Here is a 17,768-nt window from a genome sequence, read left to right as displayed (position 1 = left end):
CTCTACGTCGTTTACTTCACGACGATCACCCCTCCACCTTCTGCGCCAACCCGAGGCAGAGAAATCCTGGAAACTGCAAATTCCTTGAAGTTTCCATGGGTAAACTATGTGCATGTCTGCCCAATCCCGCCCGGAAGACCGGGAGCTACTCCGCCAGATGGTGCGTTCTTTGCGTCGCAATGCAGAGCTACCTGTGGTTTTCGCTGGGATGGGCAACTCAAACCAGGTTGTCATCACTGAAGGCGTTGGTCTTCTAACTGATTCTTTGCGCGGCCTGACTGTCCACTCCGGCGAAGGTCTTGGCGGATTGAGTTTGCGGGACCGCAGGCCAGCTGCGGTGACAGATTATGCTTCAGCAAAAATCATCACCGACAGCTACCGTAGTGAAGTCAATGTGGAAGAGCTGGGCTCGGTGATGGCCATTCCGGTGGTTGTCTCCGACCAAGTACGCATGGTCCTCTACGGTGCCTATCGGCGCACCGGCGCTATTGGTGATCGGGTACGCAATACAGGCTTGCAGATTGCCCGGCAGACTGCCGATGAGCTGCGCATTCGCGATGAGGTCGATCGTCGTCTTGCTATGGCAGAGGCAGCCCATGTGCCAATTATTGGCGAAGGGGTGAGCTCTGCCGATCGGGAAAAGCTCCGGGAAATCCACGCTGATTTGCGCTCGATTGCCGCTTCCACTGAGGACAGTGACCTGAAAGCTCGCCTCATGTCCGCATCCCAGGGCCTAGCGGGAATTTCCGGACTTGATGCCCCTCGGGAGGATCTCCCCCGTCTCACCGCACGAGAGTTGGACGTACTTGCTCACGTTGCACTCGGCTGCACAAATGCAGAGACCGGAGTGCGATTGGGACTGTCCGGAGAAACAGTGAAAGCTTATTTACGAAACGCTGCTACAAAGCTCGGAACGTCGGGCCGGCACGCGACGGTAAGCCGTGCTCGTACCCTCGGCCTGCTGCCGTAAAACTTCTTTTTGCTTTCTCTTAGAAATTATTTACTCGCACCTGACCATGGTGCGATTTTTTGTTTGTGCAGTACAACGGCATTTTTAACGGCGTTCCGAAGACTTTCCCTGTCCGTTTTTTAGTTATATTTACACAATATACCCTTTCGGGTATATGTGACCCAGAACACATCTACGTAGCTTTGGTCTTACCTTGCTAATCGGTCTTAACTACACCGTTCACCAAGCCGCGCACACCGAGTGCCGCGACGGTGTAGCCGACAAGACCCCGACGCTGGAGTTCAACTAGTGACTAATCAGACCACCTCGCCTACGGGGACCAATGTGGCAGCTACTCCTCCGCTGCCAAATCATGCCCCGGTTGCCACGACCACTGCATCGACTGCCCAGGAGCACAACGCTCCGGCTGTAGCAACCGGTGCAGCACACACGCCAAAGAAGGACAAGAAGGAAGCGACTCTTGGACGTGTCGCAACCGCTTCGATGATCGGTACGACCATCGAGTTCTACGACTTCTTCATTTATGGCACCGCTGCCGCTCTCGTCTTCCCGACGATCTTCTTCCCGAATATGACGCCACTGATGTCCACCATCGCGTCGTTCGCAACCTTCGGCGTGGCATTCCTTGCTCGCCCACTCGGCTCCATCGTCTTCGGTCACTTCGGTGACCAGCTTGGCCGCAAGCGCACCCTGGTATGGACGCTACTGTTGATGGGCTTCGCAACCCTGTTCATTGGCCTTCTACCTGGCTACCAATCTGGCGCCTGGGGATTGTTCGAGAACGGCATTGGCATTTGGGGTCCAATCCTGCTGGTAGCCATGCGTTTCGCACAGGGCTTGGCTGTGGGCGGTGAGTGGGCAGGTGCAACCCTGCTGACTGCCGAGTACGCACCACCAGGAAAGCGCGGACTGTACGCAATCTTCCCGCAGATCGGCCCGGCTATCGCATTCTTCCTCTCCTCCGGCACCTTCCTCTTGATCAGCGTTCTCCTCGGTGAGACCTCGGATGCCTTCATCAACTGGGGCTGGCGTATCCCATTCGTCCTCTCGGTCGTAATGGTCGCAATCGGCATGTACGTTCGAGTTGTCATCGACGAGACTCCATCGTTCGCTAAGGAGCTCGAGCGTCGCGAAAAGGGCGAAGTAGCCGAAAAGAAGACCTTCCCGTTCATGGATACCCTCCGCTACCAGTGGAAGGAAGCTGTCCTCGGTGGCGTCGCACTTGCTTCCCTATTCACCTTGTTCTACATGGGCACCTCGTTCCTGACCAGCTACGCAACCGGCACCTTGGGCCACTCCCGCCAGGCAGTTCTGGCAATCGGTATGGGCGCAGCAATTGTCTTCGGTATCTCCACCGCCCTGTCGGCGCTGTACTCTGACCGCATCGGCCGCAACAAGGTCATCCTGATCTCGACCATCGGCGCTGTTATCTGGAGCCCATTCCTGTTCTACATCCTTGACATGGGTACGCTGTGGAGCTTCACCGCAGGCCTCTACGGCACCCTGATGATCTTCGGCATCGCATACGGCCCAGCTGGTGCAATGCTCCCAGAGCTGTTCCGCGTTGACCTCCGCTACACCGGTGCAGGCCTTGCCTACAACATCGCAGCAATCCTCGGTGGCGCAATTCCGCCACTGTTGGCTGCAGCCATCGCAGAAACCTACGGCGGCTTCGGTGTTGGCCTCATGCTGGCTGGCTTCGGTATCACCTCGTCGATCGCAGTCTCCCTGATTCGTTCGAACCACTCCGACGAAATCGACGCTGACGGTCCAGCGACCGCATAACTAAAATCCTGACCGCGCCTATTAGCTTGGCGCTTAGGCGCACACGAACCAAAGCGTCACATCGCAAGTAACCGGCCTTTCCCACTACCTCGGGGAAGGCCGGTTTTGCATTTCCTATGCTTCGGAAGTTGGTGCGTGACGACGAACCGTCGTCACGCTAGATCTCTTCGGGGACCATCGAGATCGCGCCGCATGGGCACTCTTCAGCACAGACACCACAGCCCTTGCAGTAGTCGTATTTGAACTCGTACTCGCCCGATTGAATCTTCAATACCGCGTTGTCTGGACACACGCCGAAACAGTTGTCACAGCCAAAGCAATTGCCGCAGCTCATGCAACGACGAGCTTCGAACACAGCGGATTCTTCATCGAGGCCCTGAACAACTTCGTCGAACGTGGAAGCGCGACGTGGACCCTCCAGACGTTCGCGAACTTTGTGCGGAGCATCCGAGTAGTACCAGGTCTCCATGCGGTCGAGAGTTGCATCTCCAGGCTTTTCACCAGGGTCGTAGATTGAACCTCGAAGCCACGCATCAATATGCCGCGCGGCCTTCTTGCCATGGCCGATGGCAACAGTGACATTCTTTTCACTTGGCACCATGTCTCCGCCAGCAAAGACACCGGCACGACCTGTCATCATGTGCTCGTTCACTGCAACTACACCGCGATCTATAGTCACCCCGTCGACGTTTTCCAAGAGCGACAAGTCCGATTCTTGACCAAGTGCCATAATCAACGAGTCGGCTGCCAACTCTTCATATTCGCCAGTCGGCTGTGGAAAACCGTTCTCGTCGAGCGCCATCTTCTCAATCTTGATAGTGCCACCGTCCACGTGCTTGACCGTGGACAGCCAGCGCATAGCGATGCCCTCTTCTTCCGCTTCCACAACTTCAGAGTCGTGAGCTGGCATGCGGTCGCGGGTACGCCGATAGACAATGACCGAGTCTGTAGCTCCTAGCCGCTTTGCCGTACGCGCAGCGTCAACGGCAGTGTTGCCACCGCCGTACACAACGACGGTTCGGCCCAACAAAGGTTTATCGTCGCCCGTTGAGTCACCTCGAGCTTCCACATCACGAAGCACATCCACGGCATCCATAATGTTGGCCGCTTCACCGGCAGGAACGCCGATATTCTTGCCAATCTGTGCACCGACTGCGGTGAAGACAGCGTCGAACTCGTCAAGCACCGCGTCAATATCGTCGACGCGTACTCCCTGCTCGAATGTCACACCAAGGGCTGCAATGCGTGCAATTTCTGCATCAAGGATTTTCCTGGGCAGCCGGTAAGCGGGGATGCCATAGCGCATCATGCCACCCGGCTTGTCACCCAAATCGCGCACAGTCACCGTATGTCCGAGCCGCGCCAAATGGTACGCAGCCGATAGACCAGACGGCCCTGAGCCAACGACGAGCACTTTCTTTCCTGACGCTGGGACATCAGTAGTGACCTGCCAATTCTCTGCAATCGCTTTGTCGCCGAGGAAGCGCTCAATGGCATTAATACCAACTGCTTCGTCTACTTCTGCACGGTTACACGCTGTTTGGCAGGTGTGATAACACACGCGACCCATCACTGCGGGTAGCGGATTATTCAGCATAATTTCACGCCACGCAGCTTCATAGTTGCCCTCTTCTGCGTGATAGAGCCACTGCTGCACGTTTTCTCCAGCAGGGCATGCCTTGTTACACGGTGGCAATAGATTGACGTACACCGGACGCTCGGTACGCCACGAACCTGTCTGGTTCGACAGCGATGAGCCCACGCCCAATGAAATTGCAAACGGCAATGGCACTGGGTTCGAGCCTGCGGTTCCTGGAGTTCCAGCCATTACGAGTTCTCCCCCTCATACTTCTCAAATTCGTCAAGGCTGTCCTCATCGATGAGGTTATAGCGACGAATATTCCGATCAGCCAACTTCTGCAGCAGAGCGATAGTTTCCGAATCTCCGCCACCCTTAAACAAGTGAGCGTAACGACGCTGCGGTCGCAGGTACTCCTCCACCGGAACAGGTCGACGAAGCTTTGTCACAGATGTCACCTCGCCATATTCGGCTTCAAAGACTGGGAAGACACCCGACTGCGTCGCCAAGCGAGCGATCTTGATGGTTTGGTTTGATACGGTGCCCCAGCCCAACGGGCATGGCACGAGCACATGGATGTAGCGCGCACCGCGGAACTCCATGGCCTTGTTGACCTTGTATTCAAGGTCACGCAAATCAGCGACAGTGGCCGTAGCGACGTATGGGATATCATGTGCCATCGCAATACGCGGCAAGTTCTTGCCCTGGCCAAACGTATTACCTGGCTCGTCGCCGACTGGCTGTGTCGTTGCCGTCCGAGCCGTTGGTGGCGTCGCGCCGGAACGCTGCACACCAGTATTCATGTACGCCTCGTTGTCGTAGCAGATGTACAGGACGTCGTCGTTACGCTCGAACATGCCAGAGAGCGCGCCGAAGCCGATGTCCACTGTGCCGCCGTCACCACCCTGCGCAACAACGCGAACATCGGTACGACCCTTAGCTTTCAGCGCGGCTTGCACACCGGTTGCGACGGCCGGAGCGTTCCCGAACAAAGAGTGAATCCACGGCAAGTTCCAGGAAGTCTCTGGGTACGGAGTGGAAAAGACTTCGAGGCAGCCCGTCGCATTGACCGCGATGACCTTGTTGTCTGTTGCGGCCATCGCAGCGTCCAGCGCATATCGCGCACCGAGTGCTTCACCACAGCCCTGGCATGCGCGGTGACCCGAGGTCAATGAATTCACGCGGTCGGTGTCAGATTGGACGGATCGAAGCTTGTCATCGAGCAACCGGTTGCCAATGGCAAAAGACCCAACCTGGTAGAACTTGGCTTCCTCCCGAGCCGGAATCTCGGTGCCCGGGATGGTTGGCATTGGCAACGGCGTGCGGTTCGGCCGGATGTAACGACTCAACCGATCGTCATGAACTGCATCAGCGTTAGTCATTCGACTTCTCCTCCTCGAAGGAACCAGTCATGGCGCGATGCGAAAAATCGCGCAACATGTTCTCAGGGATCGCGCCCGAACGTCGCTGTGATTCTTCACGACGCAACTCGCGGTTCACCAACTCCGTGTCCAAGTCCAGGAACGTCGTATCTTCGACGTCATCAACAACGGCGCGATCAAGATACGCATTCAACGAGGCCTTCGTAATATCACGACCGCCCAAACCGGCAATGAGCTCGTGACAAATAAATGTCTTGCCTCGCATTGCTGCACGACAATGCGATGACACAATGCCACCGATTCCGACCGAGAATGCCTTTTCCAACACGATGAATCGTGTGCAATTACTCAGCGCAGCGCGCACCGCGTCGGTTGGGAATGGGCGGAAGGACACCAGCGACAACACGCCAATCTTCTCTCCCGCTGCCCGGCGCGCATCCACGACATCGCGCACCGTACCCGTCACCGAACCGAGGCACACGATGATCGTCTCGGCATCGTCCGTCTTGTACTCGTGGAGCAACCCACCAGACGCACGGCCAAAGACTTCTTCGAACTCTTTCTGAACCCGTGGAATGATGTCCAGAGCTTCCAACTGCTTGTGGTGGGCCAAGTACCGCACCTCGGTGAATGCCTCCGGCCCCACCATGGCACCGATCGAAATGGGGTCTGCTGGATCGAGAACTTGGCGTGGCTCATACGGAGGCAAGAACTTGTCGACGTCCTCGCGCTCCGGCACATCGACCTGTTCCATCGCATGGGTCAGGATGAAACCGTCCATGCACACCATCACAGGTAGCGAGAGTTCCTCGGCGATCTTGTATGCCTGCACATGCAGATCTGCAGCTTCTTGGTTATCAACCGCATAGAGCTGCAACCAGCCCGAGTCGCGCTGACTCATCGAGTCAGAATGGTCGTTCCAAATGTTGATTGGAGAGCCAATTGCGCGGTTCGCCACCGTCATCACAATCGGCAAGCCCAAGCCAGATGCGTTGTACACAGCCTCGACCATGTACAACAATCCTTGCGACGCCGTCGCCGTGTACGACCGTGCACCAGCTGCTGATGCGCCAATTGCCGTCGACATCGCCGCGAACTCGGACTCCACATTGACGTATTCGCAGTTTGGCAGCTCGCCCCGCTTGGCCATCGCCGACAATGCTTCAACGATGTGCGTTTGTGGCGAAATGGGATACGCGCACACAACTTCAGGGCGACATGCCTGTACTGCCTGCGCAACCGCTTGCGAACCTTCAATTTGCTTAAGCATGTGCCGCACCCTTCGCTGCATTCTTCTTTTCCTGCACAAGGGCGTATGCCGCTTCGGCAGCGGCGACATTCATTTCGCCCACTTTTCCTGGGAATCGCTGCATAATTGCGGCGCTCACCGAATCCATTCGATACAGCCCGGTCAGTGCAGCTACTGCGCCTAGCAGCACAGCATTCGGCACAGTTCGCCCCGTGTGTTCACGTGCGATGTCAGTTGCCGGAATGGTCATAAAATGTCCTTCCGGCTGCTTCGCTTGAAGCTCAGATAGCCCCAGTTCAGCACTGCGCTTTGAGGAGTTGATGAGTGCATACCCCGTCGTCGTCAAGCCCGAAAAGACATCAATAATCGGGAGCAAAGTTGGGTCCTGCACGATGACCAAATCTGGTTCTAGGACCGGCTCGCGGGTGCGAATTGGAGTTTCGCTGATGCGGCAATATGCAACGACCGGGGCGCCTGTGCGCTCCGATCCGAAGGATGGAAATGCTTGGGCGTGGCGACCTTCAGCGAAAGCCGCCATCGCGACCAGATCGGACGCGGTAACTACACCTTGTCCGCCTCGTCCATGAATGCGTACCTCGACCATGTGTTCCAGGGTAGTCATTTTTGACAAATGACCGCGGGCCTGAAAATACTGACCAGGGTATCGAGTGAAAGGTTGCTGCGTACGACCTAGAGGCTGTCTCCGAAGTCCTTACGGAACTGAGCAACGAGGTCGTCTGCCCACGTCGTCTTCGGGGCGAGTCGACCGTAGAAGAAGCGCAGGATCTCTGGCTCTTCAACCCACTCCATGCCACCGATCATGCGACGATTCTGGTACAGCCAATCGATACGGTCAATGGCGTAATTGACCTGCGACAGTGTGAACACGCGTCGAGGCATAGCCAAGCGGACGAGCTCCATATCGGCCAATGGCTCGTTTCCGTCAGCATCACGCTGCTCGGACATGGTGCCTCGTTCCATACCACGGACACCCGAAGCGATATACAGAGCCGCAGCGAGAGCACCAGCTGGGTACTCATGCTGTGGAATATGGTCAACGAATCGCATGGCATCAATGTGTGCACCCAAGCCACCGGCTGGAGTAATGACCGGAATATTACGACGATCCAGTTCCGTCACCATGTACTCGATGAATTGAGGACCTTGGTTGATCATGTCCTCATCCATGGTCTCTTCCAGACCGACGGTGATAGCTTCCATCTCGCGCACCGACATACCGCCGTAGGTGAGGAAGCCTTCGAACATCGGGACAAAGCCACGCATCTGCTTGAACATTTCTTCGTCACGGATGCAGATTCCGCCACCACGGCCGAAACCGAGCTTGCGTGCCGAGAAGTACAGAATGTCTACGGCATCAGCAATCTCACGAGTAATTTCACGAATGCTCATGTCCTTGCACTGTTCTTCACGGACCTTCATGAAGTACAGGTTGTCAGCCAACAGCGACGCATCAAGCACAAGTGGAACGCCGGCCTTCTTACACAGCGCAGACACTTCGCGAAGGTTCTCCAAGGAGAATGGCTGGCCACCAATGAGGTTCGTGCCAGCTTCCATACGAACAAACGACGTACCTTCGGCACCCTTGTCCTGCAACAGCGCATCGAGAGCCTCGATGTCCATGTTGCCCTTGAACGGATGCGTGTTGTTGACTTCGAGTCCTTCTGGACGAATCAACTCGACGACTTCGCCACCATGGACGGTGATGTGCTGCTTCGTCGTCGTGAAGTGGTAGTTCATAGGGACGACAGTGTTCTCGCGTACGAGCACCTGCGCCAGGATGTTCTCAGCAGCGCGGCCCTGGTGAGCTGGCAGGAAGTACTCCATGCCAAAGATCTCGACGAGCTTGTCGTGCAGGCGGGTGTACGTCGCCGAGCCTGCGTAAGCATCGTCTGCGGTGAACATTGCAGCCTGCTGATCCTGACTCATTGCGTTCACGCCCGAGTCCGTCAACATGTCCAGGAAGACATCATTGTTCTGCAACAAGAAGGTGTTATACCCGGCTTCCGCCATTGCCTTTTGACGCTCTTCGATCGGCAACAACGTCAATTTCTGAATAATGCGAACCTTGTGCATCTCCAGCGGCAATTGCTGACCACGGTAAAACGAAACCTTCGACACGTTATCTCCTATGCATCCTCCGCGATTGCCCGCGCACACGCGCAACCGTGCCCCATTTTTGGACTACATTTCCCACTATATGAAAAGCGGGTGAATTTACCTATTCACCCATAATTTGCTTTACGACGAACTCCCCCAGCATGCTTATGGAAAATCACACTTCGGAGCCCTGATGCGCACTCGCCTACACATCCCCGCCCTGCTTACTGGACTCGCCATTGGCTGCGGCCTCCTGATTGGTGTCGGCACGCTGACCGACACATTCGACACTCGCTTCGCTGCCGATAGCAACGAATCCAGGAATTCCGATGACCCGAGTAGCGCGGGCAATCGGGAGAATTCACGTAATTCGGGCAGGGACATGTCGGATGACGCTTCGGCGGGCAAAGACACATTCACCGTCAACGTGACTGGCGACCTGCTCTGGCACCCAGTCGTGTACGAAAGCGGTATGCGCCCAGACGGCTCGTTTGATTACACCGAAGTATTCGAGGACATCAAGCCAACGATTGAGTCCGCTGACGTCGCAATTTGCCACGAAGAAGTTCCTTTCGCAGCGCCAGAGGGGCCATTTTCTGGCTACCCCGCGTTCCAAGCACCTCCCCAAATTGCGCCGTATATCAAGGCAACCGGCTGGGATATGTGCACCGCAGTTTCCAACCACTCGGTCGACTTCGGACCTGAGGGGCTTTTCCGCACGTTAGACGCGTTGGACGCGGCCGGACTTGTCCATAGCGGATCCGCGCGCTCTCCTGAAGAAGCCGAGCAACCCCGCATTTTTACTGCTGAGAATGGCGTCAGCGTCGCCGTCGTAACCGGCACATACGGCACGAATGGCATCCCAGTTGAGCAACCGTGGATGGTCAACGACCTCAACCCCGACACTCTGCTGGCGCGCGCAGCTGCTGCCCGGTCAGCCGGAGCCGACATCGTAATGGTAGCCATGCACGCCGGCGAAGAAAACGTTGCCGAGCCCACTCAACAACAAGTCGAACTTGCCAACATCTTGACCCAATCCCCTGACATCGATGTCGTGTACGGCCACCACATCCACGCCGTACAGCCGATCGAAAAGGTCAACGGCAAGTGGGTCGTATACGGGCTGGGCAATCACATTGCCAACCAGGTTTCCAACGATACGACCGCTTACGAGGGCATCTCCGTCAACTTCGAGTTCGCACCAATCAATCCGTCGGAAAGCCCAAACTTTACGACGAACGGCGCGTGGAAAGTCGACTCCCTCACAGTGATTCCAACCATCGTGACTCCCCCTGGAGTATCGCCAGTAAAGACTGCGCCGATTTCCGATCTCATGGCGCGCCCTGGCGCGGACACGGCGCGACTGCAAGCAGCACTGGACCGAACTCGGTCGGTTATTTACATGCGTGGAGCGAATAACGATCCAGAATTGAGCGAGCGTTAACCCTCGATTCGCGATTAGTTATTCATCATTCACACACTTCCGGGGGTAGGGAAATAATGCAGGTCAACGCCATTTCCGGGCGTAGTTATGACAACTACGAAATACGCTTCAGTTAATTTCCACAAACATTCCCCGTGCAAACTACAGAACGATAATGTGATGCGCATCACCGGTTTATAGGTTGGGCGCAGACCTCAACCTTCAGGGTGACATGTATTAAGCCACCACTACTGATGAGACGAGGTCTCCCCCATGACGATTCCGAAGGCCGACCGCACGCCCGGACACGTGGATGCCAGCGAAGAGTTTCTCCGCGCGCGCAACACCCTGCTTAACAACCGCAACAACTGGGAAGACGCTCGCAAAGAGTTTGAATGGCCAACATTCGAGAACTTCAACTGGGCTCTGAACTGGTTCGATGCGATTGCGTATGACAACCACGAGCGCGCACTGTGGATCGTCGAACCAGATGGCAGTGAGCACATCTACTCCTTCGATGCCATGCGTCGACGTTCCAACCGCGTCGCAAACTACCTGCGCAAGCAGGGCGTCGGCCGTGGTGACCGCATCATGCTGATGCTGGATAACCAGGTTGAACTGTGGGATACCCTCCTGGCGGCAATGAAGCTCGGCGCCGTCGTCAGCCCTGCGTCGATCCAGCTGCCTGCTTCGGAAACTCCAGAACGCATCGAGCGTGCACGTATCAGCCATGTCGTGACGTCCCGTCGATACCTCGACCGATTCGCTGATGTCACCAGCGATGTGAAGCTCATCGCAGCAGATGAGGACGAGACACCGTACTACGGCGACGGTCGCGAACCTCAGGTGCCTATTCTGAACTTCCACGATGCCTTCATCGAGCCAGATACTTTCGAACCAGACGGCGTCACGCACCGCGATGACCTGCTTCTGCTCTACTTCACCTCTGGCACCACGTCGAAGCCGAAGCTCGTTGCACATACCCACGCAAGCTACCCAGTAGGCACGCTGACCACGATGTACTGGCTCGGTGTCATGCCAGGCGATACCCACATGTCCATCTCCCAGCCGGGTTGGGCAAAGCACTCGTGGTCACAGGTCTTCGCACCGTGGAGCGCTGAAGCATGCATCTTCATTTACAACACCGATCGTTTCGACGCGTCCAGCCTCATGCGTCAGCTCGACCGTTGTGGCGTCGATACCTTCTGTGCACCGCCAACAGTATGGCGCATGCTCATCCAGGCTGACATGACTCAGATGACCAACATTCCACGCGAAGCACTTGGTGCTGGCGAGCCACTGAACCCTGAGGTCATTTCGCAGGTCGAACGCGACTGGGGTGTCACTATTCGAGATGGTTACGGTCAGACCGAAACGACTGCGCTCGTTTGTAACTCTCCTGGCCAGAAGGTCAAGGCTGGCTCGATGGGTCGCCCATGCCCTGGCGTCGACATCGTCCTGCGGGATCCTGAAACTGGTGAACTCACCGACAACGGCGAGATCTGCGTCGTCATGGACGGCCACCCAACGTTCTTGACTCCTGGCTACCACGAGCAGGCAGACAAGACTGGCGCGGTCATGTACGACGGTTACTACCACACTGGTGACCGTGGTTCGATCGACGAAGATGGCTACATCACCTTCGAAGGACGTATCGACGATGTATTCAAGGCATCTGACTACCGCATCTCTCCATTCGAGTTGGAAAGCGTTCTCCTGGAGCACCCAGCAGTGGCAGAAGCAGCTGTTATTCCATCTCCAGATGCAATGCGCCTTGCGGTTCCAAAGGGCGTCGTGACGCTTGCGAAGGGACACGAACCAACCCTGGAAACCGCAAAATCCATCATGGCGCACACGGCACAGGAACTGGCAGGCTTCAAGCGTGTTCGTCGTCTAGAGTTCAGCGATACGCTGCCAAAGACCGCGTCCGGAAAGATCCGCCGCGTTGAACTGCGCAATGAGGAACTTGCCCGCCCAGAGGACGAGACGGCAGTCGACGCGCCACTGTCGAAGCGCCGCCCGAACGAGTACTGGGAAAAGGACTAACCTTTTTAGCCCGTTGGTTGTGCTGACCCGCGGGTAGCTCTGGCCCGCTTGTTGCTATTACTCCAGCTAATTCTCGACTTATTGCCCGCTTTCTCACTTGTTGGTTCATGCGCCCGAGCCAATAGGTGCAGAAGCGGGCAATAAGTGTTTGGAGAGATGCATAGGGGTGCCAACGCTCCAGTGCACAGCAAAGCCCCGGCCCATCACCTTCGATGGACCGGGGCTTTCGTGTACTAGGGAACTATTCCCTGGCATTCAACTTCGGGAATTGTGGCGTTTAGCGTTCCCACTCAGGCTTACGCTTCTCAGCGAATGCAGCCATGCCCTCTGCCTTGTCAGCAGTACCGAACAGCGCGTGGAATACGCGACGCTCGTAGTGGATGCCTTCCGCCAAGGTCGTTTCGAAGGCGCGATCAACAGCTTCGGTAGCAACGTACGATGCGGTCAGTGGCATCTCAGCGACCTTCTGCGCAACCTTTGCAACCTCGTCGGCAAAGCCTTCGAGAGGCAGAATGCGTGCAACAAGACCAGATCGCTCTGCTTCCTCAGCGTCCATCATGCGGCCGGTAAGAACCAAGTCCATAGCCTTCGACTTGCCAACCGCACGGGTCAGACGCTGGGAACCACCCATACCAGGAATGACACCAAGGGTGATCTCAGGCTGACCGAACTTTGCGTTTTCTGCAGCAAGAATGATGTCACCCATCATGGCAAGCTCGCAGCCACCACCCAGTGCATAGCCGGAAACGGCAGTAATGATCGGCGTACGAATCTTCTGCAGCTTGTCCCAACCCTCAAAAAGCTCGTCGAGGAACACATCTGGGTAGCCGAGATCCTTCATCTCCTTGATGTCTGCGCCAGCGGCAAATGCCTTTTCAGAGCCGATAATGACGATCGCACCGATACCACGGTCACGCTCGAAGGTCTGGCAGGCGTCGACAAGCTCGTTCATAACAGTCGAGTTCAAAGCATTCAGTGCCTTTGGACGGTTCAGCGTGATGGTTGCGACTCGACCTTCAGTGGAGGTCAGAATGGTCTCGTAGTTCTTTGGAGCGTCGGTCATGGTGTGTCAATGTCCTTTCATCGTTTAAACCACCAGCAACGAAATGGCTTCTGCCATCCCATTGTCACTGGTGGTTCAAACTCACGGTGAGTGATTGCTACTCGTTTGTACGTGTACTTCTTACTTGTACTGCTTACTTCGCTTCTTCGCTGTCTGCCACAATTTGGCGGATGATCGCGGAGAAGTCGAGACCCTGGTTACCCTCTTCGCAGAAGCGACGGTACTGTGCTCGTGCGCTGGAGCCGAGAGTTGCGTTCGTGCCGGTATCGGCAAGTGCGCGCTCTGCGAGTCCCAAATCTTTGTCCATCAAAGCAGCAGCGAAACCAGGCTGGTAGTCGCGGTTCGACGGAGCGGACTCTACTGGACCCGGCACTGGGCAGTTGGCGGTGAGAGCCCAGCATGCACCGGTCGAGTTCGAGACAACATCGAAGAATGCCTGCGGGGTAAGTCCCAGACGCTCGCCCAGAACCATTGCCTCGCCAACTGCGATCTGCTGAACAGCCAACAGCATGTTGTTACAAACCTTTGCTGCCTGACCGGCTCCAGATGCGCCACACAAGGTCACGGAACGACCCATGACATCCAGCACGTCCTTTGCTCGATCGAATGCATCCTGCTCGCCGCCGACCATGAATGCCAGCGTGCCAGCGGTAGCGCCACCGACGCCACCGGAAACCGGTGCATCGAGGTGCTGGTGGCCAGCAGCAATGACCTTCTCGTTGAGCTCGCGAGCCTCGGCCACGGCAATCGTCGAAGAATCGAGGAACAGCGCATTGTCTGCAACAACAGGAAGAATGTCTGCGTAGACCGCACCTACGATGCCACCATTCGGAAGCATCGTGATAACAGTCTCTGCCCCCTGAGCTGCGTCCTTAGCGTTTTCGAAAGCTTTGATGCCTGCGGACTCCGCAGCTGCGCGCGCCTCTGGTGATGGGTCGGAACCCTGAACGGTGTAGCCAGCCTTGGCAAGGTTTGCGGCCATTGGGCCACCCATGTTGCCAAGTCCGATAAAAGCAATAGTTCCTGCGTTGTTCTCACTCATAGTTCTTATGTCCCTTTCCTGAATTCCTGCGAACGTCCCTGCTTGTTCTGTGTGGTTCTTAGAACTCGAGTGAGCCCTTGCCGACGGCACGACCAATCATCAAGCGCATGATTTCGTTGGTGCCTTCGAGAATGCGCATAACTCGGAGGTCACGCACGATGCGTTCTACTGCGTAGTCCTGCAGGTAGCCGTAACCACCGTGCAACTGCAGTGCTTCATCTGCGACGTGGTAGCAGCGCTCAGTGACGTGCAGCTTCGCCATTGCACACGCTTCGACGTAGCCTGGAGCCTTAGAATCAAGAGAATCCGCAGCGTAACGAAGCATCAGTCGGGAGCTCATCAAGTCGGTTGCCATGTCTGCAAGACGCTGGCGCAGTGCATCGTTGTCAATGAGCTTCTGCCCGAATGCATTTCGGTCACGCAGGTGCGCAGCAGCTGCTTCGTGAGCAACCTCTGCTCCGCCCAGCGCACACGCAGCAATATTGATGCGGCCACCATTCAGACCGCGCATCGCCATGGTGAAGCCCATACCCAGACCCTGCTCGCCGCCAACGAGACGGCCAGCCGGCACGCGAACGTTATCCATGATGACCTGCGCTGTTGGCTGGTTCTTCCAACCCATCTTCTTCTCATTGGCACCGAAGCTAAGGCCCTCGGTGTCCTTGTCGACGATGAACGCCGAAATGCCCTTCGCGCCACTGTCACCAGTGCGTGCCATCACCAGGTAAACGTCAGATACGCCAGCACCGGAAATGAACTGCTTGACGCCGTTCAGCACCCACTCGTCGCCGTCGCGTACCGCGCGCGTCGTCAAGTTTGCGGCGTCTGAGCCTGCGTCAGGTTCGGTCAAGCAGTAGCTGCCGATCTTGTCCATCGCCGCGAGCTGAGGGATGAACTCTGCACGCTGCTCTTCAGTACCGAACTCGTCGATCATCCACGTCACCATGTTGTGGATGGACAAGTATGCGGCGGTGACTGGGCAGCCACGCGCGATGCGGTTGAACACCACGACACCATCTGCACGGGTCAAGCCGGTACCACCGTGATCCTCGGAGCAGTACAGGGCACCTACTCCGATGTCGGCGAGGCCTTTCATTTCGGCAACTGGGAAGATGCCTTTTTCGTCCCACTCCATCGCATTGGGGGCGATGTGCTTATCGACGTAGCTGTCGATAACTTCAACCAATGGCTTCTGATCTTCGGTGATCCAGCTCATGTGCTCGGTGTTCCCTTCGTTCTAGGAATGTGTGTCAGTGGTGTTGACGGTCGGAGCGATTACTCGCCGAGAATTGGCATCGAGAAAGATGCGCCCTCGCGTGGGCCCTTTGGCCAGGTCTGCGTGATGGTCTTGGTGCGGGTGTAGAAACGGAATGAATCTGGACCGTGCTGGTTCAGGTCACCGAAGCCGGAGCGCTTCCAACCACCGAAGGTGTGGAATGCAACTGGGACTGGGATTGGGACATTAACGCCGATCATGCCGACTTCAACACGAGAGGAGAAGTCACGGGCAGTGTCGCCGTCACGGGTGAAGATAGCAACGCCGTTGCCGTACTCGTGATCGTTTGGCAGGGACAGCGCCTCTTCGTAGTCCTTTGCGCGGACGATGCACAGCACTGGTCCGAAGATTTCTTCCTTGTAGATGGACATGTCAGTGGTGACGTTGTCGAACAAGGTAGGTCCAACGAAGAAGCCACCCTCGAGGGACTCACCTTCGAAGGAATCATCGTCAGCGCCACGGCCACGACCGTCAACAACGAGGTCAGCGCCTGCTTCTTCACCTTCACCGATCAGACGTACCACGCGGTCGCGTGCTGCCTCGGTGATCAGTGGGCCGTAGTCCGCTTCTGGGTCGAGGGAGTGGCCAACCTTCAGGTCTGCGATTGCTTCCTTCAGACGGTCACGCAATGCGTCTGCAACTTCGTCGCCCACTGGAACCGCAACGGAGATGGCCATGCAACGCTCACCAGCGGAGCCGTATGCCGCACCGATGAGTGCGTCAACCACGCGGTCGAGGTCTGCGTCCGGCATGATGATCATGTGGTTCTTCGCACCACCGAAGCACTGTGCGCGCTTGCCGGTACGAGCCGATTCGATGTAGACGTGCTGCGCAACTGGGGTCGAACCAACGAAGCCCACTGCCTTGATATCCTCGTGTGCCAGGATGCCATTCACAGCGTCGTGTGCACCGTGGACAACGTTCAGGACGCCTGCTGGGCCACCGGCCTCGAGGAACAGCTTTGCCAGCATGACAGGAACAGTTGGGTCCTGCTCGGATGGCTTCATGATGAAAGCGTTACCCGCTGCGAGTGCTGGGCCAGCCTTCCACAATGGAATCATTGCTGGGAAGTTGAATGGCGTAATACCCGCGACAACACCGAGTGGCTGGCGAACGGAGTGAACGTCAACGCCGGTGCCGACGCCCTCGCTGAACTCGCCCTTCAAAAGGTGTGGTGCACCGAGAGAGAACTCGACAACTTCGAGTCCACGCTGAAGGTCACCATGAGCGTCGGTGAAAGTCTTTCCGTGTTCAAGTGACAGCTCACGAGCAATCTTGTCTGCATCACGACGAATCAAGCGAACCCACTCGTTCAGAACTCGGGTGCGCTTCAGTGGGCTGTACTTAGCCCACCCCACCTGAGCCTCTGCGGCATTCTGCACCGCATCATCAACCAGCTGAGCATCGGCCAAACCAACCTTTGCACGTACGACACCTGTAGCTGGCACGATGACATCCATTTCACCTCCGCCACCGAAAACTTCCTTGCCGCCAATAATGTGCGGAACTACTGGGAGACCATTGGACGTGTTGGACGAGTTGTTCTGGCTCATTGAAGGCGTCAGAGCTCCTAAGCAATAGAGGGAGTGTGAGGTCTAGCGTTCAGATTGGGCAGTGGATTACATCGGTCCTTCAGGGCTTCATTTCCCCTGCGTGACACCGTTTGTTAATCCTGGTTAATCACTGCTGCGACTCACTATATATGACGCGCATCACAGATTTGCTTTATTTGTGAAACAGTCCGCAAACGACGGTTTTTCTACCCCCGAACACACTTTGACCCAACCCCAAACACAACCGCCTAACAGCGTTAACGGGCGACAGGCACGCTCCCC

The 17,768-nt window shown here is 56.5% G+C and carries 13 protein-coding genes; 4 read left to right on the top strand and 9 right to left on the bottom strand.

From position 1 onward, the window contains the following. Positions 1 to 112 precede the first annotated feature (112 nt). Positions 113 to 970, top strand: coding sequence for a LuxR C-terminal-related transcriptional regulator (locus tag WG938_RS03710; protein ID WP_339977685.1), 858 nt, complete (start codon positions 113 to 115; stop codon positions 968 to 970). 288 nt (positions 971 to 1,258) lie between these two features. Next, positions 1,259 to 2,755, top strand: coding sequence for an MFS transporter (locus WG938_RS03705; RefSeq protein ID WP_339977683.1), 1,497 nt, complete (start codon positions 1,259 to 1,261; stop codon positions 2,753 to 2,755). Between the two features lie 157 nt (positions 2,756 to 2,912). On the opposite strand, the gene WG938_RS03700 is transcribed toward WG938_RS03705, so the two are convergent. The 5 genes from WG938_RS03700 to WG938_RS03680 all read right to left on the bottom strand — a co-directional run bounded on the left by WG938_RS03700 (position 2,913) and on the right by WG938_RS03680 (position 9,104). After that, positions 2,913 to 4,583: an NAD(P)-binding protein gene (locus WG938_RS03700; RefSeq protein WP_339977681.1), complete on the bottom strand. Its 1,671-nt coding sequence runs from the start codon at positions 4,581 to 4,583 to the stop codon at positions 2,913 to 2,915. Further along, entirely contained in the window at positions 4,583 to 5,716 is a 1,134-nt protein-coding gene (locus WG938_RS03695; protein WP_339977679.1) for a thiamine pyrophosphate-dependent enzyme, read from the bottom strand. Before WG938_RS03695 ends, WG938_RS03700 begins: the two co-directional genes overlap by 1 nt. Further along, a complete protein-coding gene (locus tag WG938_RS03690) occupies positions 5,709 to 6,986 on the bottom strand; it encodes a hypothetical protein (protein WP_339977677.1) in 1,278 nt (425 codons plus the stop codon). The genes WG938_RS03695 and WG938_RS03690 overlap by 8 nt, the downstream gene beginning before the upstream one ends. Then, positions 6,979 to 7,569, bottom strand: coding sequence for a 2-oxoacid:acceptor oxidoreductase family protein (locus tag WG938_RS03685; RefSeq protein WP_339977675.1), 591 nt, complete (start codon positions 7,567 to 7,569; stop codon positions 6,979 to 6,981). The genes WG938_RS03690 and WG938_RS03685 overlap by 8 nt, the downstream gene beginning before the upstream one ends. An 86-nt stretch (positions 7,570 to 7,655) precedes the next feature. Next, the gene (locus WG938_RS03680) at positions 7,656 to 9,104 is read right to left on the bottom strand and encodes a tryptophanase (RefSeq protein ID WP_339977673.1); all 1,449 of its coding nucleotides are present in this window, start codon (positions 9,102 to 9,104) and stop codon (positions 7,656 to 7,658) included. Positions 9,105 to 9,276: 172 nt separating this feature from the next. On the opposite strand from WG938_RS03680, the gene WG938_RS03675 reads away from it, so the two are divergent. Together WG938_RS03675 and WG938_RS03670 are read left to right on the top strand one after the other, a co-directional pair. Next, positions 9,277 to 10,527, top strand: coding sequence for a CapA family protein (locus WG938_RS03675; RefSeq protein WP_339977671.1), 1,251 nt, complete (start codon positions 9,277 to 9,279; stop codon positions 10,525 to 10,527). Positions 10,528 to 10,779: 252 nt separating this feature from the next. Then, on the top strand, positions 10,780 to 12,552 hold the full coding sequence (locus tag WG938_RS03670) for an AMP-binding protein (protein WP_339977669.1): 1,773 nt from the start codon (positions 10,780 to 10,782) through the stop codon (positions 12,550 to 12,552). 277 nt (positions 12,553 to 12,829) lie between these two features. Here the strand turns inward: WG938_RS03670 and WG938_RS03665 are convergent, their stop codons facing one another. The 4 genes from WG938_RS03665 to WG938_RS03650 form a co-directional block, all read right to left on the bottom strand. Continuing rightward, positions 12,830 to 13,615 (bottom strand): enoyl-CoA hydratase, encoded by a 786-nt coding sequence (locus WG938_RS03665; protein ID WP_339977667.1) that lies wholly within the window; start codon positions 13,613 to 13,615, stop codon positions 12,830 to 12,832. 133 nt (positions 13,616 to 13,748) lie between these two features. Then, the gene (gene mmsB / locus WG938_RS03660; RefSeq protein WP_339977665.1) at positions 13,749 to 14,657 is read right to left on the bottom strand and encodes a 3-hydroxyisobutyrate dehydrogenase; all 909 of its coding nucleotides are present in this window, start codon (positions 14,655 to 14,657) and stop codon (positions 13,749 to 13,751) included. A gap of 58 nt (positions 14,658 to 14,715) precedes the next feature. Beyond that, entirely contained in the window at positions 14,716 to 15,873 is a 1,158-nt protein-coding gene (locus WG938_RS03655) for an acyl-CoA dehydrogenase family protein (RefSeq protein WP_339977663.1), read from the bottom strand. A gap of 59 nt (positions 15,874 to 15,932) precedes the next feature. After that, entirely contained in the window at positions 15,933 to 17,486 is a 1,554-nt protein-coding gene (locus WG938_RS03650; protein WP_339977661.1) for a CoA-acylating methylmalonate-semialdehyde dehydrogenase, read from the bottom strand. Positions 17,487 to 17,768: the final 282 nt, after the last annotated feature.

This window comes from Corynebacterium sp. H113 (assembly GCF_037572315.1).
Taxonomy (GTDB): Bacteria; Actinomycetota; Actinomycetes; order Mycobacteriales; family Mycobacteriaceae; genus Corynebacterium.
This window is presented reverse-complemented; position numbering and strand designations above follow the sequence as displayed.